We start from the raw sequence: 20,175 nt of genomic DNA, 5'->3' as shown, positions 1-20,175 counted from the left end.
CCCTGAGCCTAGAAAAGGAGCAGATACAGCTTCTGCAAGGAGGAACACAACATGGCTAACACAATTGACTTCAGCATCATCCGCGAGCGCGCACTGCGCAACATCCGCGAGGACCTGCTCGCCGAGTACGCCGGCAAGTTCGACGCACTCGAGATCAACGACGCGTTCGATGCTGTCCTGCGCACCCACCGCAACTCCGCTGTGATCGAGGACTTCATCCCGGTCCTCGTCGAGGCCGAGATGCGCGACCGTCTCCGCGACGGCGAGCTGTTCCCCTCCGCGGCGTAAACCCGCACAACCCCAACGCCCAGCCCTTCCCAGCGGCTGGGCGTTTTGCTATGTTAGATCGAAACTGTCGGTAGCGGAAAGCTCGCCGGCACCCAGCGAACGTCAACCCCACGCGTCCGGGGAAAAGGGCGCACTCATGGCGCCTTGTGGCCGTATCAGGGCTGAAGCGGTTCGATTCCGCTCACACGCACAACGCTTGCGGCCTGCACGACGCACACGGGCACGACCCCCACCACAGGGTTGCACCGAGCACTGTTTACTACCGCGACGTTGGGGGTGCCCCGGGCGGATCCGCGAGGGTTGGGAACGGGGACAGAAACGTACAAGGAGGCACTCATGCTGCTCGCAGAGGCACTGGCGCGACGCGCCGAGGCGCAGGACCGCCTGAACAAGCTGCAGGAACGCCTGGTGCAGGGCGCGATGATCCAGGAGGGCGACACACCCGTCGAGGACCCAGCGGCCATGCTCGAGGAGGCGGCCGCACTCCTGCAGGAGATTGAGACGCTGGTGCGCCGCATCAACCACACCAACGCGCAGACCGCCTTCGAGGGCGCCACGCTCACCGACGCCATCGCGCGCCGCGACGCGCTGCTGCGCTCCCGCCGCCTCTACGCCGCCGTCGCCGACGCCGGCACCATGACCGGCTCCCGCTATTCCCGCTCCGAGGTCCGCTTCGTCCCCGCCGTGGACGTGAAAGCCCTGCGCGACATGGCCGACAGCGCCGCGAAGGCCTACCGCGAGCTGGATACAAAGATCCAGCAGCTCAACTGGACAACTGAGCTACTTTAGGGCTCCAATAATCATCGCGAACCTCCGGCCGGTCTCCTCCCAGGAGAACCGCGCCGCCCACTCGCGCGCCGCGGGAGCCATTGCTTCTCGACGCCCAAGGGTCTCCCCCACAACCTGCTCAAACTCCTCGCCGGGATGCACCAGCCGACCAGTCTCGCCGTCGCGGATGGAGTCGGCGACCCCACCTGCGGACGCGTACGCCACGGTGGGCACGCCGTGCTGCGCCGCCTCGATCACCGCGATCCCCCAGCCCTCCTTGCGCGACGGCAGCAGGTGCACCGTGGCCCGCTCAAGCAGCGCGTGCTTGTAAGCCTCGGAGACGTGCCCGTGGAAGACCACCTTGTCGCCGTGCGGGGCGGCGTACTCGCGCAACTGGTCCTCCCACCAGCCGGAACCGACCACATCCAGGACGGCGCCATCCATCCCCGCCACCGCGTCGATAGCCTCCTCGATGCGCTTGTGCGGCACCAGGCGGGAGAGGGTGACCAGGTGCAACCTTTGGTCGTCGTGAAGCACAGGCGTGTGCGCCGGCACCAGGTCGACGCCGTTTTCCACGATCTCGATGTCCTCCTCACGCACCCCAAGCGCCACCAGGTCGCGCTTCGAGGCTTGCGACACCGTCACGTACTGCGCACCCCGGTACACCCTCGGCGCCACCCGCGACTCTAAGAACCACCCCAGGCGGCGGATCAGCGGGCCCGCCACCGGCCACTGCTCCTTGTGGCAGTGGTGCGTCAGCAGCACCACGGGCTTTCTCGTGAACAGCCGCGCAAAAAATGGGATGCCATTTTGCGTGTCCACGACCACGTCCGGCCGGTTGCGCCAAATCGATAGCGGCGCCGCAAGGTACACGCCGAACTTTCCCCCGGCGCGCTCGTAGCGCACCCCTTTCCTGCGAGAGCGCCTCGGCGCGTCCGTGTGCGTTGAGGTGCGGTAAATCACCTCGTGGCCCTGTGCCGCCAGGTACTCCCCGACGCGCTCGAGATAGCGCTCCGACCCGCCGCCTTGCGGGTGGGTGGAGTCGCGCCAGCACAAAAGCAGTATCTTCATGGCGCGATAACCTCGAGTCCCACTTCACGCGAGGCGTCAGCGAGGCGACTGTCATAGGTGAGCATCGCATCGGCCTCCAAGTCCAGCGCGGCCTGCAGATGGATCGCATCCAACGTTCGAAGGTACGGCATGGGCAGCATGCTCGCGCTGCGCAGCGTCGCCCGGTTCAGTTCCGCAAGCGAAATGCCGCGCAGGATCAGCGTGACCTCTCCCTGGGGCCTGCCCAAGCGCACCGCCAGCCGCCGCAGCTCAATCTCGAGCAAGTCCGACGAAACCACCTCGCACTCCCCCGCCTCGAGCCACAGCCGCATCGCGTGCGTGTGCGGCTCCGCTTTCAGCAGGCAGGCGATGGCTGACGTATCCGTATACACCCGCCGCATCCTAGAAGCGGTCCTCGCGCATATCATCGAGCATCTCAGCCAACGGCTCGCCATCCGCCGGCTCCACCGGAAGGTCCAGCCAACCGCCGACACGGGTGGCGGGCCGTGTGATGGCCAGCCGCGGCTTCGGCTCGTCGAGAGGCACAAGTCGCCCCACCGGCTCGCCGTTGTTGGTGACAACGAAGCTGTGCCCCGCCCGCACCGCGCGCAGGATCCGCGCAGAGTCGTTGCGCAGTTCGCGCTGCGATATCCTGCGCTCGACTAGCGATTCGTCGTATCCCGGCGTGGCCATGCACCGCACTGTAGCACGGTTGCTACAGTATGCCTATGCACCGTACCCGCCGGATGGCCACCCTTTCCCGCTCGCTCCGGCTGTTGCGCGCGTTTTCCTACGAACAATTCCGCCCGCGCATCTTCTACTCCATGCTCGCCCGCGATACGCGTTCGCTTATCGACGCCGTCTCGCACGACCTCCTGGGCACCCCCGTCACTGGCCAGTCCGTACTGGACGTCGGAGGCGGGCCCGGCTACTTCGCCGACGCCTTCTCGGACTGCTTCTACGTCGGGCTGGAACCAAACGTCTCCGAACTGTCGGCGGCGGGCTTAACCGGCTTCGGGGCGGTGCGTGGCGACGGCACCGCCCTTCCCTTCGCGGATGATTCCTTCGACGCGGTGTACTCCTCCAACGTCGCCGAGCACATCCCGAACTGGCAGGCCATGGGCGACGAGATGCTGCGCGTGGCCAAGCCCGGGGGCCTGGTGGTGCTCAGCTACACGGTGTGGCTCGGGCCGTTCGGCGGGCACGAAACAGGGCTGTGGCAGCACTACGTGGGCGGGGAGTACGCGCGCCGTCGATACGCAAAGGTGCACGGCCGCGACCCGAAGAACATCTTCGGCGAGAGCTTGTTCGCCGTCTCCGCGCGCGAGGGCCTCGCCTGGGCGGAGGGCACCGGCCAGCTCGCGGCCGCATTCCCCCGCTACCACCCGTGGTGGGCGTGGTGGGTCACCCGCGTGCCGCTGCTGCGCGAGTTCGCGGTGTCGAACCTCGTGCTCGTGCTGCGCAAGGGTTAGTACTGGGGCTTAATATGCTTGGATCCGAGCACTGCTAAGGCTTCTTACAAGTTCCCCCGCCATCCCGATGAGAATAGCGAAAGGCCTGCCAAACGGCAGGCCTTAAGCTCTATTAACAACAGATCCTGTCTGAAGTTTTCCAGCAGCAACGATACAACATCACTGCCGTGCTACTCAAGCGTCTACTTCGTCGCAGCGTGGATGCGCTCGTCCAGCTTCTTCAGCTGGTCGAAGATCTCCTGCGGCACGCGGGATCCGAGGCCTTCGAGGTAGCGGCGGGAGTCCGCGACGTCTTCCTTCCACAGCTCCGGGTCGGCGGTGAGAGCCTCGCGCACGTCCTCGATCGGGGTGTCCAGGCCGGTCAGGTCCAGGTCTTCGGCGCGGGCGGTGTAGCCGACCACGGTCTCGTCGGCATCGACCTTGCCCTCGATGCGGTCGATGACCCACTTGAGCACACGCGAGTTGTCGCCGAAGCCCGGCCACAGGAAGCGGTCGTCGTCGCCGCGGCGGAACCAGTTGACCAGGAAGATCTCCGGCATGCGGTCGCCGCCCTTTTCGCCCATGTCCAGCCAGTGCTGGAAGTAGTCGCCCACATTGTAGCCCATGAACGGCAGCATGGCCATCGGGTCGTGGCGCAGGGAGCCGACCTTCGCCTCCGCGGAGGCGGCGGTCTGGCCGGAGGAGAGCATCGCGCCGATCATGGTGCCGTGCTCCCAGTTGTGGGCCTGGGTGACCAGCGGCACGGTGTCCGGGCGGCGGCCGCCGAAGAGGATGGCGTCGATCTTCACACCCTGCCAGTCGTTGAACTCCGGTGCGGCGGCCGGGCACTGCTCGATGGCCACGCAGTAGCGGGAGTTCGGGTGGGCGGCCTTGGAGGAGGATTCCGGCGTCCAGTCCTCGCCGCGCCAGTCGATGAGGTGGGCGGGCTTGTCGCCGTCCATGCCTTCCCACCAGATGTCGCCGTCGTCGGTAAGTGCGACGTTGGTGAACAGGATGTTGCCCGGCTCCATGCTGCGCATGGCGATCGGGTTAGAGGCGTAGTTGGTGCCCGGCGCGACGCCGAAGAAACCGTTTTCCGGGTTGACGGCGTACAGCCCGTCCTCACGCAGTTTCATCCAGGCGATGTCGTCGCCGACAACCTCGGCGGTCCAGCCGTCCAGCGTCGGGGTGATCATGGCCAGGTTGGTCTTGCCGCAGGCGGACGGGAAGGCGGCCGCGACGTGGTAGGACTTGCCCTCCGGGGAGGTGAGCTTGAGGATGAGCATGTGCTCGGCCATCCAGCCCTCTTCCTTCGCCATCACGGATGCGATGCGCAGGGCGTAGCACTTCTTGGCCAGGATGGCGTTGCCGCCGTAGCCGGAGCCGTAGGACCAGATCTCCTTGGTCTCCGGGAACTGGGAGATGTACTTAGTGTCGTTGCACGGCCACGCCACGTCCTCCTGGCCCGGCTCGAGCGGGGCGCCGACGGAGTGGAGGCAGTGCACGAAGTTCTCGCCCTGGATCTTCTCCAGCGCCTGGGTGCCCATGCGGGTCATGATGCGCATGGAGAGCACGACGTAGGCCGAGTCGGTCAGCTGCACGCCGAGCTTCGGGTCCGGGTCGGAGATGGGGCCCATGCAGAACGGCACGACGTACATGGTGCGCCCGCGCATCGCGCCGGTGAAGTGCTCCAGCATCTCCTCCTTGAGCGCGGCCGGCTTCATCCAGTTGTTGGTCGGGCCTGCGTCTTCTTCGTTCTCAGTGGAGATGAAGGTGCGGGATTCGACGCGTGCGACGTCGGACGGGTTGGAGCGGGCGAGGAAGGAATTGGGGCGCTTTTCCTCGTTGAGCTTGATCAGGGTGCCTGCCTCGACAAGTTCGGCGGTGAGGCGGTCCCATTCTTCCTGGGAGCCGTCGGCGAAGACGACCTTGTCGGGCTGGAAGAGCTCGACCGCCTCGTTGATCCAAGCGATTAGCTTTTCGTTGTCGGTGGGGTTGGTCCCCTCCAGGCGCTTGATTTCGGCGGTCATACGTACTCCTTGTTCAACTGGTTATGGCCAGTGCGCGTGCGAAATTCATCGTTGTTGCGTCACAAGAGTATCGAAACGGGCGTTCATCTGGCCAAAAGTTCCGACCAATCCGCGCCCACTGGATATAACCAGACCGCACGAGCACGACCTTTGCTGCAAGCGGGGGTGACGCCCTACCCCCGTCGCCCGTTCTTGAGCCTTCGCTTTACGACGCCTTCGGGGGTGCCCCGTGGAGCTTGCGTTTGCCCTGTTCATGTGGACAATAAACGTGATGAATAGTACTGAAAATCTGCGCCCCGGAACGGGCGAATTGCCGGCGGGCCGCCCGCTGCAAACCGAGTTCGACACCGGCCTGGACTACCCGCGCCTGGGGTCTGTGACCTTCCGCCGCGGCACGTTGACGGAAAACCAGGAGGCCCTGTTCGACGAGCATTGGCCGCGCCTGGGCCGCGTACTGGCGGAGGGCTCGGACGATCCCATCGACGTCGACGAGTGGTTCGGCCGCTCCGGCCACCCCACCATCGTCGAGATCGGCTCGGGCACCGGCACCTCCACCGCCGCGATGGCGCCGCTGGAGGCGGACACGAACATCATCGCCGTGGAGCTGTACAAGCCTGGACTGGCCAAGCTGTTGGGCTCGGTGGTGCGCGGCGGCATCGACAACATCCGCATGGTGCGCGGCGACGGCGTGGAGGTGCTGGCCCGCATGTTCGGCGAGGAGTCCCTCGACGGCGTTCGCATCTTCTTCCCGGACCCGTGGCCGAAGGCGCGCCACCACAAGCGCCGCATCATCCAGTCCGGCACTCTAAACCTGATTGCCACTCGCTTGAAGCCGGGCGGTGTGCTGCACGTTGCCACGGACCACGCGGAATACGCCGAGTGGATCGACGAGCTCGTGAGCGTTGAACCCACCCTCGAGTACAAGGGCTGGCCGTGGGAGGAGGCGCCGCTGCTCACGGACCGGCAGGTGATCACTAAGTTCGAAGGCAAAGGCCTGGACAAGGATCATGTGATCCGCGAGTACCTGTGGGAGAAGAAGTAGCCATGGATCTGCAAGCGCTGTCGCACCCGTACACCCCGGGCGCGCCCGCCGGCCCGGAAAGCTACCTGCTGGTGTGGGATGCGCCGAACTTGGACATGGGCCTCGGCGCGATCCTGGGTGGACGCCCGACTGCGGCGCACCGTCCCCGCTTCGACGCGATCGGGCGCTGGCTTATCGACGAAGCCGAGGCCCGCGCCGACGAGCTTGGCCGCGACATCGAACCGGAGGCGACGGTGTTCACCAACGTCGCCGCCGCAGGCGCGGATTCCATCCGCCCGTGGGTGGAAGCGCTGCGCAACGTCGGTTTCGCGGTGTTTGCCAAGCCGAAGAGCGACGAGGATTCGGACGTGGACCAGGACATGCTGGCCCACATCCAGCGCCGCCGCGACGAGGGCGTACTCCAGGGCGTCGTGGTCGCCTCCGCTGACGGGCAGAACTTCCAGGAGCCGCTGCTCGAGCTGGTCGACGCCGGCATCCCGGTGACCGTCCTCGGTTTCCACGAGCACGCCTCCTGGGCGGTGAACTCCCCCGACGTGGAGTTTGTGGACTTGGAGGACATCCCGGGCGTGTTCCAGAACCCGCTGCCGCGCGTGAACCTGGACCGGCTGCCGGACGGCGGCGCGTGGCTGCAGCCGTTCCGCCCGCTGCGCTCCCTGCTGCACAACACCCGCGACTAGGAGGCCGGAGATGTTTTACAAGTGGGGCCGTTTCGCGTTCCGCCACCGCCGGATCATTCCGCTGGTGGTCATCGTGCTCATCCTGGCCATGCAGGTGCTGATCGGCTCGAAGCTGGGCGAGCGCCTCTCCCAGGAAGGCTGGGAGGACCCGGGCGCGGACTCGACCACGGCCGCGCAGATCGAGTACGACACCTTCGGCCGCGACAACTCGGGCGATGTGATCCTGCTGGTGAGCACACCCGACGACGCGGCAACCCCGGTCAGCATCGACGATCCGATGCTCGTGGACACGATGAACACCCAGATCAGCAGCCTGCGCGATCAGTTCCCCAACGAGATCGACCACATCACCAGCTACTTCGAGCGCCCCAACCCGCAGCTCGTCAACGACGACCACACCAAGGCGTTCGCGGTGATCGGCCTGAAGGGCGACGGCGAGCAGACGCTGAAGGACTTCCGCACCATCAAGCCCGCACTCGAGGCGATGGAGTCGCCGTACGGGACCGTGCAGGTCGCCGGCGCCACGGCGGTGGCGGACGCGCTGGATACCGGCATGGCGAACGACATCGCCCGCGCCGAGAAGGTCGGCTTGGTCTTCGTCGCCGTCATTTTGTTGTTTGTGTTCGGTGGCGTGGTGGCTGCCGCGATGCCGCTGATCGTGGGCATTTTGTCCATCATCGGTTCGCTGTCGCTGCTGTCGGTGTTGGCGCAGTACCAGCAGGTGAACATCTTCTCGCAGTCCATCATCACGCTGCTTGGTCTGGGCCTGGCCATCGATTACGGCCTGTTCATGGTCTCGCGCTTCCGCGAGGAGCTGGACCGCGGCGCGGACGTCGAGGAGGCGGTGGCGGTGACCACCAACACCGCCGGCAAGACCGTGTTCTTTTCCGCGCTCATGGTGGGCGTGGCCTTGTCCGGGCTGCTGATGTTCCCGCAGGCCTTCCTCAAATCCGTGGCCTACGGTGCAATGAGCGCGGTGCTGCTCGCCGCCGTGATCTCCGTGGCAGTGCTGCCGGCGCTGTTCGGCATGCTCGGCCCCAAGATCGACATGTGGTCGGTGCGTAAAGCTTCTCGACGTGCACGCCGCCTCGAAGACACCGTGTGGTACAAGATTCCGGCGTGGGCGATGCGCCACGCCAAGGCCGTCGTGGTCGGCTGCGCGGCCCTGTTGCTCCTGCTCACCGTGCCGATCGTGGGCATCACGTTCGGCGGCATCAACGAGACGTACCTGCCGCCGAGCCAGGCCACCCGCCAGGCCCAGGACGAGTTCAACGAGGAGTTCCCCGCCTTCCGCACCGACCCGGTCAAGCTCGTGGTCACCGGCGCGGACAACCAGCAGCTGGTGGACATCGTGATGCAGACCCGCCAGGTCGAGGGCCTGGCTGCGCCGCTCAAACCCGCGCACGCCACGCAGGACGGCACCACGGTGCTTTCCGCCCCGTTGGCGGATAGGGCCGGGGGCGCGGACGTCGTGAAGCAATTGCGAAACATCGACACCCCCGAGGGCGTCGAGACCTACGTCGCAGGCACCCCGGCGATGGAAACCGAGTCCATCGAGGCGCTGCTGAAACGCCTGCCGTGGATGGCGCTGTACATGGTCATCGCCACGTTCCTGCTGATGGCGCTAGTGTTCGGCTCCGTGATCCTGCCGGCGAAGGCCGTGATCATGAATGTGCTCGGCATCGGCGCCACGCTCGGCTTCCTCACCGCTGTCTTCGTCGACGGCCTCGGCGCAGGCGCGCTGAACTTCACCCCGGGTCCGCTGATGAGCCCGATTCTGGTGCTGATCATCTCCATCCTCTACGGCCTGTCCACGGACTACGAGGTCTTCCTGGTCTCGCGCATGGTGGAGGCGCGCCAGGACGGCGAAAGCACCGACGAGGCGATCAAGCGCGGCACCGCGCACACCGGCGGTATCATCACAGCCGCGGCGCTCATCATGATCGTCGTCGCCGCCGCCTTCGCGCTCAGCGAGATTGTGATGATGAAGTACATCGCCTACGGCATGATCTTCTCGCTTGCGCTCGACGCCACCCTGATCCGCCTGCTGTTCGTGCCTGCGGTGATGCACCTGCTGCGCGAGGACAGCTGGTGGGCGCCGCGCTGGGTCAAGCGTTTGGCCGGCGCGTTCGGGGAGGGCTCAAGCCTATCGACGCCACCGCGCACCGATACCCCCATCTCCGACATGGTGCCCGACACCCAACCCGGCCGCGCGGGAGTGTCGGTGTCCGAGGATGCCTCGCTGGTGCCGTTTACCCAGCTCATGCGCGACCTGGAGGAGCGCCGCGCACGCCAGGCGCTGGAGCAGCTGAAGAAGAAGGAACTTGAACGCTAGGACGTGGTGGCAGTGGCTGCGCTGGCTCGCGCCCGTGGCCATCATGGTGGTCGTGCTGGTGGTGTTGCGCGACCAGCTGCCGTTTTTCGGGGAGGCGTGGAGGGCCGTCGGCGCGGCGTCGACAGGCCCGCTGCTGCTCGCGGTGGCCACTGCGGTGCTGTCGCTGGCGGCGATGTCCGGGGTGATGCAGATCCTGCTCAACGTGGAAGGGCGGATTACGGGGGTGGCGCGCACCAACGCGATCGTGTTCGCCTCCAACGCCTGGTCCACCACGGTGCCGGGCGGGCCCGCGCTGTCGGCGTGGCTGACGTTTAGGGTGCACCGGTCCTGGGGCGCGTCGGTGGGGTTGTGCGGCTGGTTCTTCGTGGTCTCAGGCGCGCTGTCGACGGTGTGGATGGTGCTCATCGGCGTGGTCGCCGTGGCGCTTTTGGGCGCGGAGCTGTCCGTGTGGTCGCTGGTGGCGTCGCTGGCAGTGGCGCTGGCGACGATCGGCGCGGTGTTCTGGGCGACCCTCCACCCTGCGGTGCTGAAGCGCTGGGTGCGGTTTCTGCCGGAGAAGGTGCGCGGGCGGGTCGTGGACGTGATCGACCAGGTCTCCGCGATCCGCATTTCCGCGCCGGCGTTTTTCGCAGCGGCGGGGCTCTCTCTTGCGAACCGGCTATTGGACCTGGCCACGATGGTCTTCGCCGTGTGGGCCGTGTCCGGCCAGGGCGCGCCACTTGCCGGGGTGTGCCTGGCATTCATCATGACCAAGCTGGCCGGCTCGGCCCAGGTCACGCCCGGCGGGCTCGGCACGGTGGAGCCCGTGGCGGTGGGCATGCTGGTCGCCGCCGGGTTGCCGCTGGCCCACGCCACGGCGGCGACGGTGGTGTACCGGGCGGTGTCGTTCCTGCTCATCACGGCTATCGGGTGGGTGGTCTACGCCGCGGTATACGCGGGTCGTGGCTTCATGGTCGGGCGACCGTCTGCCGGCGACGCTGTTTGAGCTGGCGTGACGTTTTAACTTGCGCGCCGTACGCAAAATGGGTCTAAGGTGGCCCTACATGAGCGTTTCCAGCATGCTTTACGGTCGCAGCGTGGATTTCGAACGCGTCTTGCCGGTCGGCTGGCACGCGCACGAAGAGGGGGTCGCCGCGCTCCTCGAAAGCTTCCAGCGGGTACCGGACGTCCAGCGGGTGCGCCTGGCGAAGAAGACGTCGAACCTCTTCCGCTCCCGTAGCGCCGGCGGCGCCGGACTCGATGTCGAGGGCCTGCGCGGCGTCATCGCCGTCGACCCGGTGACGAAAACAGCCGACGTGCAGGGTATGTGCACCTATGAGGACCTCGTCGACGCCACCCTGCCGTACGGCCTCGCGCCATTGGTGGTGCCGCAGCTAAAAACTATTACTCTCGGCGGCGCAGTTTCCGGCATGGGCGTGGAGTCCACCTCCTTCCGCAACGGTCTGCCGCACGAGTCCGTGCTCGAGATGGACGTGCTCGTGGGCACCGGCGACATCGTCACCTGCTCGCGCAACGAAAACGTCGCGCTCTTCCGCGCGTTCCCGAACTCCTACGGCTCACTCGGCTACGCGGTGCGCCTCACCATCGAGCTCGAGGAGGTCGAGCCGTTTGTCGAGCTCCAGCACATTCGCTACAACGACCTCACGGCCTTCCAGGACGCCCTCGGCGACGCTGCCGCCACCGGAGAATGGGCCGGGCGCGCCCTGCACGGCCTCGACGCCGTCGCGTTCTCCCCCACCGAGCAGTACCTAGTCTGCGCCTTCCGGGTGGGCCAAGCGCCGGGAACGTCCGACTACACGCGCGATGCCGTGTACTACCGCTCGCTTCAGCACCCGTCCGGAGTGCACCACGACTTCCTCACCGTCCGCGACTACATCTGGCGCTGGGACACCGACTGGTTCTGGTGCTCCCGAGCCTTCGGCGCCCAGCACCCGAGGGTGCGCAAACTCTGGCCGCGCGAGCTGCGCCGCAGCGCGTTCTATTGGAAGCTCGTGGGCTTGGACAAGAAGTACGACCTCGAGTACCGGTTCCTGAAAAAGCCGAAGGGCCTGCCGCGCACTGAGCGAGTTGTGCAAGACATCGAGGTGCGGGACACACAGGTCGCCGAGTTCCTCGACTGGTTCTTCAAGGCCAGCGACATCGAGCCGGTCTGGCTGTGTCCAATCCGGCTTCGGGACGGCGTCGATACGCTCGCCGGCGTTGGGCTCGATGACCAGGCACCGTGGCCGCTCTACCCCCTCGAGCCGGGGACGACCTGGGTGAACGTCGGCTTCTGGTCCGGCGTCCCGGAGGTGAAGCCGGGGGCCTTCAACAGGGTCATAGAGCGAAAGGTCTCCGATCTCGGCGGGCATAAGTCCCTGTACTCGGAGGCGTTTTACGACCGCGCCGAGTTCGAGCGTCTCTACGGCGGGGATCTACCGGAGCGCATGAAGGCCCAGTACGACCCGGACCGGCGCTTCCCGGGCCTCTACGAAAAAACAGTGGAAAACGCGTAGGAGAATGACCATGCACATGACCGTCGCAGATATCGTCAACACCCTCTTCCCCGGTGGCACGCCGTTCAAATGGGAAGCCTTCGACGGCTCCTCGACGGGCCCGGCAGACGCCAGGCACACCGTGAAGGTGAACAGCCCCGAGGGCCTGTCGTACATCGTCACCCACCCCGGCGATGTCGGGCTCGCCCGCGCCTGGGTCACCGACGGTCTGACTGTTGAAGGCGCGCACCTGGCGCACCCTTACGACGTCTTCGACGACATGCGCACCCTCTACAACAATTACAAGCGCCCGAACCCGCGCGAACTTGTGCGCATCGCGCGCTCCCTGCGCTCCATGGGCGCGCTGCAAATCCAGCCCATTCCAGAGGCGGAACAGGCCTCCTGGCTCGAGCGGACCATCCGCCAGGGCCTCGCCCCACACTCGAAGGAGCGCGACGCACAGGTCATTTCGTCCCACTACGACGTGGGCAACGACTTCTACGAACTGTTCCTCGGCGAGTCCATGGCCTACACCTGCGCCTACTACCCCACCCCGGACGCCACCCTCGACGAGGCGCAGGAAAACAAGTTCCGCCTCGTCTTCGAGAAAATGAACCTCAAGCCCGGCGACAGGCACCTCGACGTCGGCTGCGGCTGGGGCTCCATGGTGCGCTACGCCGCCCGCCAGGGCGTGAAGTCCCTCGGTGTCACCCTGTCAAAGGAACAGGCAGAGTGGGCGCAGGCGAAGATTAAAGAGGAGGGCCTCGAGGAGCTTGCGGAGGTGCGCTTCCTCGATTACCGCGACGTCACCGAGACCGGCTTCGACGGCGTCTCCTCAATCGGCCTGCTCGAGCACATCGGGGTGAACAACTACGCCTCGTACTTCGAGTTCCTCGCCGGCAAGCTGCGCCCGGGCGGCGTGATGGTCAACCACTGCATCACCTACCCGGACAACCACAAGACGCCACAGGGCGACTTCATCAACCGCTACATCTTCCCGGACGGCGAGCTCACCGGCTCCGGCACGATCATCCACGAGATGCAAGACCACGGCTTCGAGGTCTTCCACGAGGAGAACATCCGCTTCGACTACATGCGCACGCTGCGCGACTGGTGCGAGAATCTCAAGGCCAACTGGGACGAGGCGGTGTCGCTCGTCGGTATGAACACCGCAAAGCTGTGGGGCATGTACATGGCGGGCTCGGAGTGGGGCTTTGAACACGACGTCGTCGAGCTGCACCAGGTCGTGGGCATCAAGCTTGATCGCGACGGCTCGCGCGCCGGCACGCCGGAGCGCCGGTGGTGGAACGACTCAGTGTTCTAAAGTGACCATCATGCGCAACACAATTTCCAAGCCTTACGCCATCGCCGCAGACTACGTCGCCATCGCCGCATTCGCCCTCCTGGCGCGCGCGGCGCACCAGTCCGACGATATGCCGTTCAACTTCTCCGGCTGGCTGTCCACCCTGTGGCCGTTCGCCCTTGGCGTCACACTCGGCTGGCTGATTTCCCGCGAAAACAAGGGCGGGGTCATCTGGATCGTCACCGTCGTCACCGGCCTGGTCATCTGGGGCATCCGCAACCAGGCAATCCCCCACTGGTCGTTCATCGTCGTGGCCACGGTGATGTCCGCACTGCTCATGCTGGGCTGGCGCGGCGTAGCCAAGCTGGTGAAGAAGTCCTAGAAGCCGATGCCGAAGTTCCAGGCCGGGTTTCCGGTCTGGATGCCATTGATGAACCAGACCAGCATGCTGATCAGGTCGCCGAAGATGTCAAGAGTGGAAGAAAGCATAGGAAAAACCTTACTAGAGGGGACTAATGGTGTGTTTCTTAGGCAGGTCGAATTCCTGCTTGGAGGCTAGCTGCCGGAGGGCTCGCCGTAAAGCGATGCGGGTCTGCGAAGGCTCAATCATCTGGTCAATGTAGCCGCGCTCCGCAGCGACGTACGGCGAGGTCATTTCCTGGTCGTAGAAGTCCATGAACATCTTCTTCATGGCCTCGCGCTGCGCCGGGTCCTCGATGGCGGCGAGCTGCTTGCCCTGCAGCATCACCACCGCCGCCGCCGAACCCATCACCGCGATCTGGGCGGTGGGCCACGCCAGGTTGATGTCGCCATTGAGGTTCTTCGACCCCATCACCGCGTACGCGCCGCCGTAGGCCTTGCGCACGACCAGGGTGACCTTCGGCACGGTGGCCTCCACGCCCGCGAACGCGAACTTCGCGCCGCGGTGGATCAGGCCCTCGCGCTCCTGCTCCACGCCCGGCAGGTAGCCGGGGGTGTCCACGACGTAAACGATGGGGATGTTGTAGGCGTCGCAGGTGCGGATGAAGCGCGCGCCCTTGTCGGCGGCGTCCGCGTCGATGCAGCCGGCGGCGTACATCGGGTTGTTGGCGACGAAGCCGACGGCGCGGCCGTCGATACGCCCGAATGCGCAGATGAGGTTCTCGGCGTACCCGGACTGGACCTCAACGAGGTCCTCGTCGTCGCCGAGTTGCACGAGCAGGTCCATCATGTCGTAGCCGGCGTTGGTATCGTCGGGCATGAAGGTGTCTAGCGCGGTGTCGTCGAGCTCCTCGTCGGGCTGCGCGGCGACGACGGGCGCGGCGTCGAACGTGGACGTCGGCAGGTGCGCGAGCAGGTCCTTGACGTAGTCGAATGCGTCCTCCTCCGTCGCCACAACCGCCTGGATGTTGCCGGCGGCCTCCTGCACGCGCGCCCCGCCGAGCTCGGCGGAGGTGATGTCCTCCCCGGTGACCTCGCGGATCACGTTCGGGCCGGTGACGTACATCTCGGACTCGCCGTCGACGGCCACGACGAAGTCCGTGGTCACCGGCGCGTAGACGGCGCCGCCGGCGGATTTGCCCAGCATGATGGAGATCTGCGGCACGCGCCCGCTCAGAGGCAGCTGGCGCTTCGCGATCTCGGAGTACATTGCCAGCGACGTCACCGCGTCCTGGATGCGCGCGCCGCCGGAGTCCTGGATGCCGATCACGGGGCAGGAAATCTTGATGGCGAACTCCATGACCTCGGTGACCTTGCGCCCGAACGTCACGCCGACGGAGCCGCCGTAGACAGTCTTGTCGTGCGCGTAGACGGCGACGGGGCGGCCGTCGATGCGCCCGTAGCCGGTGACAACGCCGTCGGAGTAGACGGCGTCCGGGTCGCCGGGGGTGCGGGCCAACGCGCCGATTTCGACGAAGGAGCCTTCGTCGAGAAGCGCGTCGATGCGCTGGCGCGGGGTGGTGCGCCCGGCGTCGTCGCGGCGCTTCCGGGAGCGCTCGGAGCCCGGGTCCTGCGCCTTGTCCAGGCGCTCGCGCAGGTCTTGGAGTTTCTCGGCGGTTGTCATCGCTTCCCCTCAATCCATGCGTTCATATGCTTTCCAACGATCCCCACCGCCGGCTCGTCCACCACCGCGAGGTGGTCGCCGGGCAGGTGGACGATGGTCAGGTCGTCCACGATAGCGCCCCAGCCGCCGTCCTCGTCGATGTGCGCGTAGTTCGGCTCGAGCTGGATCGCGCCGTCGTGCATGCGCTCGGCGCGGAACAGCAGCACCGGCACCTGCACATCCGCCCAGCGGGTGAAGTCGAGGTGGTTGAGAATCTGGTTGTCCACGAAGCTCGCTCGCTGGTGCTCCAGCACACCGGCGGCCAGGCCGTGCTCGGAGGCGTCGGTGGTGGCCAAGAACTCGGTGAGCATCTGCAGCAGCGCGTCTTCGCCGGCGGTCTCCAGCAGCTCGTAGGGCACTTCGAACTCGAGGCCGTACGTTTCCTTGGCAAACGCGGCGTAGCGGCCCCAGCGCGCCTTCGTCTCCTCGAGCGTGTCCGGGATCGGCTCGGACGGCTGGGTGGTGTCCAAAAGCGCGATGTAGTCGATCTTGTCGTTGCCCAGCTGGTGCGCGACCTCGTAGGCCAGCGCGCCGCCGAAGGACCAGCCGGCGAGCACGACCTTGCGCCCGTCGGCGATGCGCTCGATGTCCTTGACGTACTCCGCCGCGCGCTCCTCCAGGGAGCCTTCCAGGCGCTCGACGCCGTAGACGGGCACGTCGTCGCCAAGCCTCCGCGCGAGCGGCGCGTACACCGACGACGACCCGCCCGCCGGGTGGAACACGAACACCGGGGAAGCCTCGGCGTCGCCGTCGCGGAAGACGCGGATGTTGCCGTCCACAGGTGTTTCCAGCCCCTCGCGCACGAGGTTCGCCAGCGGCTCGAGCGTCTCGGCGCCGAGCACGTCGTCCGCGGTGACGTCGATGCCGGAGCGCTCGGTCAGGTGCGCGGCGATCTCGGCCGCCTGCTCCTTGCTAATCGACGGCAACTCCGACGTCACACCGGCCGCCGCCGCACCCGCGTACTTGGCCCAAGCGCCGAAGACCATGCGCTCGGAGGCGTCACGCGGGGCCACGCCCACACCTTGGGTCTTCTCGGCCGCCGCGGCCGGGTCGCGCGCCTCGTCGTTGTAGGCCAACGGCTGCGGAGCGTCCGTCTTGCCGGCGACGGCGTCTTCGACGATGCGGATCACGTCGGCGACGGAGGCGTCGCGAAGCGTCTGCACCTGCAGCGGCGGAATCTGGAAGTCGTTCTCCACGCGGTTTTTGATGCGCATGCCCATCAGGGAGTCGAGGCCGAGGTCGATCAGCGGCAGCTCGTCGGGCAGGTCCGCGGCGTCGTAGCCCATGGACTCGGAGACGATGTCGCGCAGGCGGTCCGCCACCGACTCGCCGGAGTTGGGGTCCCAACGCACGGCATCTGTCTCGGTGTCTTCCTCGGGGGCGTTGTCCACCGAAGGTTCGTCGTCAAGCGGTTGCTCCATCACGCCCTGCACCGGGGCGCGGTCGATGGTGGACGCGAAGCCCTCCGCGAGCAGTGTCGCGCCGTCGAAGACCTTGATGGACACCCCGCCGAGCGAGGAGGCGACGATGGTGGTCACCTCGCCGTCCGCGGGCAGGTAGCCGTGCTCCTCGGTGGCCACCACGCGCGCGTCGGGCGAGACCTCGGCGGCGGCGGACTCGATGAGCTGGTGCGGGCTGAAGATCTGGTCGGCGGCGGTGGAAAACGCCACCTCGCCGCCCGGCAGGCGCACGCGCGAGCCCAAAAGCGACGCGCGCGACGACGACGGCCGTGCCGGCGTCCAGTGGTCCACCTGTTTAAACACGGTCTTCGGCGCCTGGACCACGTCGCCCGCACCGTAGAACGCGCCGAAGTCCACGCCCATGCCGCCCACGTACAGCTTCGCGGCCAGGTCCAGCAGCGATTCCAGTTCGTCCACCTTGCGCTTGGTGGTGTACAGCAGCTGCGCCTCTGGCTTGCCGGCGGCGAACGCGGTGTTCATCATGCCCATCAGCGCCACCGGGTTCGGGGTGATTTCCACGAGCGTGGTGTGGCCGGCGGCAAACGCGGCCTCGGTGGCGTCTTGGAAGTACACCGGCTGGCGGGTCATGCGCAGGAAGTACTGGTCGTCGTGGACGATCTGGCCGGGCTGGTACACCTCGCCGCGGTCCACGGAGGAAAACAGCGGCACGCGCAACGGCCGCGCGTCAAGACCTGCGATTTCGCCGGCGAGGTCGCCCATGATCGGGTCGAGGGCGCTGGTGTGGCCGGCGCCACGCACGTTGAGCTTGCGCGCGAATTTCTCCTCGGCCTCGAGCGCTGCCACCACGTAGTCGACGGCCTTGCCCGGCCCTCCGACGGTGGTCATGCCGGGCCCCGCGTACACGGCGGGTTCCACGCCGCGAGCCTGCTCATGCTTCTCGACGAACTCCGCCAACTCCTCGCGGGAGAGCTCCACCACCGCCATCGCACCTTCTTGCTCGGTGCCGGCGATCATGGCTTCGCCCTCGCCCATGAGTCGGGCGCGCGCGGTGGCGACAAGGATGCACTCCTCGGCGGACAGGCCGCCGGCGCCGTAGGCCGCGGCGATCTCGCCCATGGACATGCCCATCGTGGCGGCCGGGGTGATGCCGGCGGCGGCGAGGAGGTCGGTCTGGGCGATCTGGATGGCGGTGATGGTGACCTGGCCGTTTTCGGTGTCGTAGGTCAGCTCGTCGTTCTCGATGATCTCGAGCATGGACCAGCCGGCCTGGAACTGCACCATCTCGTCCAACTCGCGCATGCGGCGCGCGAACAGCGGGGAGCGGGCAATGAGCTCCTTGGCCATCTTGCGGTGCTGGGAGCCGAAGCCGGAGTAGACGAAGACGGGGCCCATCGGGGTGGGCGCGTCGGCGGCGGCGATGCCGGGGCCGATCTTGCCGTCGGCGACCTGGCGCAGGCGGCGCACCGCCTCCTCGACGCCGGTCGCCTGCACGACGGCGGCGGAGCGACCGTGGTTGCGCTTGGCCAGCGAGCGCGCGACCGGGATCAGGTCGGCGTCCGCGCGGCCCTCGAGGAAGTCCGCGAGCACACCGGCGGCCTCCTTGCGCCGCGACGGCAACAGCCCCGACACCGGCAGCGCCGCCGCGGAAACGCCTTCGAACGCGGGCTCATCCTCGACCACGTCGAAGTTGTAGTCGGCCGGGTCGAAGTCGGCGACGACCACGTGCGCGTTGGTGCCGCCGAAGCCGAAGCCGGAGATACCGGCGACGCGGCGGCCGGAGTAGCGCGGCCACTCGCGCGGGTCCTGGACGACCTCGATGCGCTCGGCGTCGAAGTCCACGTAGCGGTTCGGTGCGGCGAAGTTGATGGACTCCGGGATCGTGTCGTGCTTGAGCGCCTCGAGCACCTTGATCAGCGCCACCACGCCGGCGGCGGATTCGGAGTGGCCGATGTTGGACTTCGCCGAGCCCAGCAGCAGCGGCTGGTAAGCCTCGCGCCCGCGGCCGAGCACCTCGCCCAGCGCGGTGGCCTCGATCGGATCGCCGAGGATGGTGCCGGTGCCATGAGCTTCGACCAGGTCCACCTGGTGCGGGTCCACGCCGGCGTCGGCGTAGGCGCGGCGCAAAACGTCCACCTGCGCCTCCGGGTTCGGGGCGGTTAGCCCGTTGGAGTGGCCGTCGGAGTTCGTCGCGGAGCCCTTGATCACGGCCAACACGTTGTCGCCGTCGCGTATGGCGTCCTCGACGCGCTTGAGCACCACAAATCCCGCGGCGTCGGCGCGGACGATGCCGTCGGCGTCATCGGAAAAGGCGTGGATGCGCCCGGTCGGCGAGATCACGCCGAGCTCCGAAAACGCAAGCGTCGCGAACGGGTTGGCCAGGATGTTCACGCCGCCGGCCAGGGCGACGTCGGCCTCGCCGTCGCGAAGCGCGCGCACCGCGTGGTGCACCGACACGAGCGACGAGGAGCACGCGGTGTCCACGTTCATCGACGGGCCCCGGAAGTCGAACGCGTACGAGATGCGGTTCGGGATCACGGCCGAGGACGCGCCGGTCAACGCGTACGGGTGCGCCTCGTTCGGATCGGCGGCGATGAGCATGCCGTAGTCGTTGTTGGACGAGCCCACGAACACGCCCACGGGCTCCCCGCGGAGCTCACTGGGCGCCAGGCCGGCGTCCTCGAGCGCCTCCCACGCGATCTCGAGCATGATGCGCTGCTGCGGGTCCATGTTCTGCGCCTCGAGCGGGGAGATGCCGAAGAACTCGTGGTCGAAGGACGCGATGCCGTCCATGTAGCCGCCGTCGGTGTTCTCCTCCGCCATCTTGGTGCGCACCACCGGGTCGCCCAGGTACTCGTCCCAGCGGAGCGGGGGAAGCGGGCCGGTGGCGGAGCGGCCGTCGATAAGCATCTGCCAGAATTCGTCGTTGTTCTTCGCGCCCGGGAAGCGCCCGGCGGAGCCCACGATCGCGATGTCGTGGGAGCTCGTTGCTTCTCGACGTTCAACCTTCGGCGCTTCCTGCCTCTGCGCGAGGAGCGCCTGTGCCAGCGCCGTGATGGTCGGATACTGGTAGGCGACGGTGGGGTCGACCCGGCGGCCGAGCAGCTTTTCCAGCTCGCCGGAGAGGATCACCGCATCGCGGGATGCGAGGCCGTAGGTTTCGAGCGGCGTGGTCGGGTCCACCGAGTCGACGCCGGTGGCGCCCTCGACCCAACTGGTGAGCCACTGGATCAGTTGATGCTCGTTCATAACAGTT

General features: G+C 66.9%; 16 protein-coding genes. 10 read left to right on the top strand and 6 right to left on the bottom strand.

What is annotated here, in order from left to right; genetic code table 11:
- Positions 1 to 51: 51 nt before the first annotated feature.
- Together MHY23_RS01805 and MHY23_RS01800 are read left to right on the top strand one after the other, a co-directional pair.
- Complete coding sequence (locus tag MHY23_RS01805) at positions 52 to 288, top strand: three-helix bundle dimerization domain-containing protein (protein ID WP_181889203.1); 237 nt, start codon at positions 52 to 54, stop codon at positions 286 to 288.
- Positions 289 to 624: 336 nt separating this feature from the next.
- Positions 625 to 1,077: a DIP1984 family protein gene (locus MHY23_RS01800; RefSeq protein ID WP_239306166.1), complete on the top strand. Its 453-nt coding sequence runs from the start codon at positions 625 to 627 to the stop codon at positions 1,075 to 1,077.
- Here MHY23_RS01800 and MHY23_RS01795 read toward each other — a convergent pair.
- From MHY23_RS01795 to MHY23_RS01785, 3 genes are read right to left on the bottom strand one after another with little or no spacing between them, the layout of a single operon-like run.
- Entirely contained in the window at positions 1,069 to 2,127 is a 1,059-nt protein-coding gene (locus tag MHY23_RS01795; protein ID WP_239306165.1) for a glycosyltransferase family 4 protein, read from the bottom strand. The genes MHY23_RS01800 and MHY23_RS01795 overlap by 9 nt on opposite strands.
- On the bottom strand, positions 2,124 to 2,507 hold the full coding sequence (locus MHY23_RS01790; protein WP_239306164.1) for a type II toxin-antitoxin system VapC family toxin: 384 nt from the start codon (positions 2,505 to 2,507) through the stop codon (positions 2,124 to 2,126). The genes MHY23_RS01795 and MHY23_RS01790 overlap by 4 nt, the downstream gene beginning before the upstream one ends.
- A 1-nt stretch (position 2,508) precedes the next feature.
- Entirely contained in the window at positions 2,509 to 2,799 is a 291-nt protein-coding gene (locus MHY23_RS01785; protein ID WP_181889207.1) for a type II toxin-antitoxin system Phd/YefM family antitoxin, read from the bottom strand.
- A gap of 35 nt (positions 2,800 to 2,834) precedes the next feature.
- Here MHY23_RS01785 and MHY23_RS01780 point away from each other — a divergent pair, with 35 nt between their 5' ends.
- Positions 2,835 to 3,578, top strand: a complete 744-nt coding sequence (locus MHY23_RS01780; protein WP_239306163.1) for a class I SAM-dependent methyltransferase — start codon at positions 2,835 to 2,837, stop codon at positions 3,576 to 3,578.
- 182 nt (positions 3,579 to 3,760) lie between these two features.
- Here the strand turns inward: MHY23_RS01780 and MHY23_RS01775 are convergent, their stop codons facing one another.
- Positions 3,761 to 5,587, bottom strand: a complete 1,827-nt coding sequence (locus MHY23_RS01775; RefSeq protein WP_239306162.1) for a phosphoenolpyruvate carboxykinase (GTP) — start codon at positions 5,585 to 5,587, stop codon at positions 3,761 to 3,763.
- 271 nt (positions 5,588 to 5,858) lie between these two features.
- On the opposite strand from MHY23_RS01775, the gene trmB reads away from it, so the two are divergent.
- Genes trmB through MHY23_RS01740 form a run of 7 tightly spaced genes read left to right on the top strand, consistent with a single transcriptional unit; the run spans position 5,859 to position 13,800 of the window.
- Positions 5,859 to 6,629 (top strand): tRNA (guanosine(46)-N7)-methyltransferase TrmB, encoded by a 771-nt coding sequence (trmB, locus tag MHY23_RS01770; protein ID WP_239306161.1) that lies wholly within the window; start codon positions 5,859 to 5,861, stop codon positions 6,627 to 6,629.
- 2 nt (positions 6,630 to 6,631) lie between these two features.
- A complete protein-coding gene (locus MHY23_RS01765; protein ID WP_239306160.1) occupies positions 6,632 to 7,306 on the top strand; it encodes an NYN domain-containing protein in 675 nt (224 codons plus the stop codon).
- 10 nt (positions 7,307 to 7,316) lie between these two features.
- The gene (locus MHY23_RS01760; protein WP_239306159.1) at positions 7,317 to 9,641 is read left to right on the top strand and encodes an MMPL family transporter; all 2,325 of its coding nucleotides are present in this window, start codon (positions 7,317 to 7,319) and stop codon (positions 9,639 to 9,641) included.
- The gene (locus tag MHY23_RS01755) at positions 9,631 to 10,626 is read left to right on the top strand and encodes a YbhN family protein (protein WP_239306158.1); all 996 of its coding nucleotides are present in this window, start codon (positions 9,631 to 9,633) and stop codon (positions 10,624 to 10,626) included. Before MHY23_RS01760 ends, MHY23_RS01755 begins: the two co-directional genes overlap by 11 nt.
- Positions 10,627 to 10,684: 58 nt before the next feature.
- Positions 10,685 to 12,136, top strand: coding sequence for an FAD-binding oxidoreductase (locus MHY23_RS01750; protein ID WP_239306157.1), 1,452 nt, complete (start codon positions 10,685 to 10,687; stop codon positions 12,134 to 12,136).
- A gap of 16 nt (positions 12,137 to 12,152) precedes the next feature.
- Positions 12,153 to 13,439: a cyclopropane-fatty-acyl-phospholipid synthase family protein gene (locus MHY23_RS01745; RefSeq protein ID WP_239306156.1), complete on the top strand. Its 1,287-nt coding sequence runs from the start codon at positions 12,153 to 12,155 to the stop codon at positions 13,437 to 13,439.
- Positions 13,440 to 13,449: 10 nt separating this feature from the next.
- On the top strand, positions 13,450 to 13,800 hold the full coding sequence (locus tag MHY23_RS01740) for a DUF3054 domain-containing protein (protein ID WP_239306155.1): 351 nt from the start codon (positions 13,450 to 13,452) through the stop codon (positions 13,798 to 13,800).
- A 120-nt stretch (positions 13,801 to 13,920) separates the two neighbouring features.
- Here MHY23_RS01740 and MHY23_RS01735 read toward each other — a convergent pair whose 3' ends face one another.
- Both MHY23_RS01735 and pks13 read right to left on the bottom strand, forming a co-directional pair.
- Positions 13,921 to 15,462 carry an acyl-CoA carboxylase subunit beta gene (locus MHY23_RS01735; protein ID WP_239306154.1) on the bottom strand — a complete coding sequence of 514 codons (1,542 nt, stop codon included), beginning with the start codon at positions 15,460 to 15,462 and terminating at the stop codon, positions 13,921 to 13,923.
- Positions 15,459 to 20,168: a polyketide synthase Pks13 gene (gene pks13 / locus MHY23_RS01730; RefSeq protein ID WP_239306153.1), complete on the bottom strand. Its 4,710-nt coding sequence runs from the start codon at positions 20,166 to 20,168 to the stop codon at positions 15,459 to 15,461. Before pks13 ends, MHY23_RS01735 begins: the two co-directional genes overlap by 4 nt.
- Positions 20,169 to 20,175: the final 7 nt, after the last annotated feature.

It is taken from the genome of Corynebacterium sp. ACRQP (assembly GCF_022345915.1).
GTDB lineage: Bacteria > Actinomycetota > Actinomycetes > Mycobacteriales > Mycobacteriaceae > Corynebacterium > Corynebacterium lehmanniae.
This window is presented reverse-complemented; position numbering and strand designations above follow the sequence as displayed.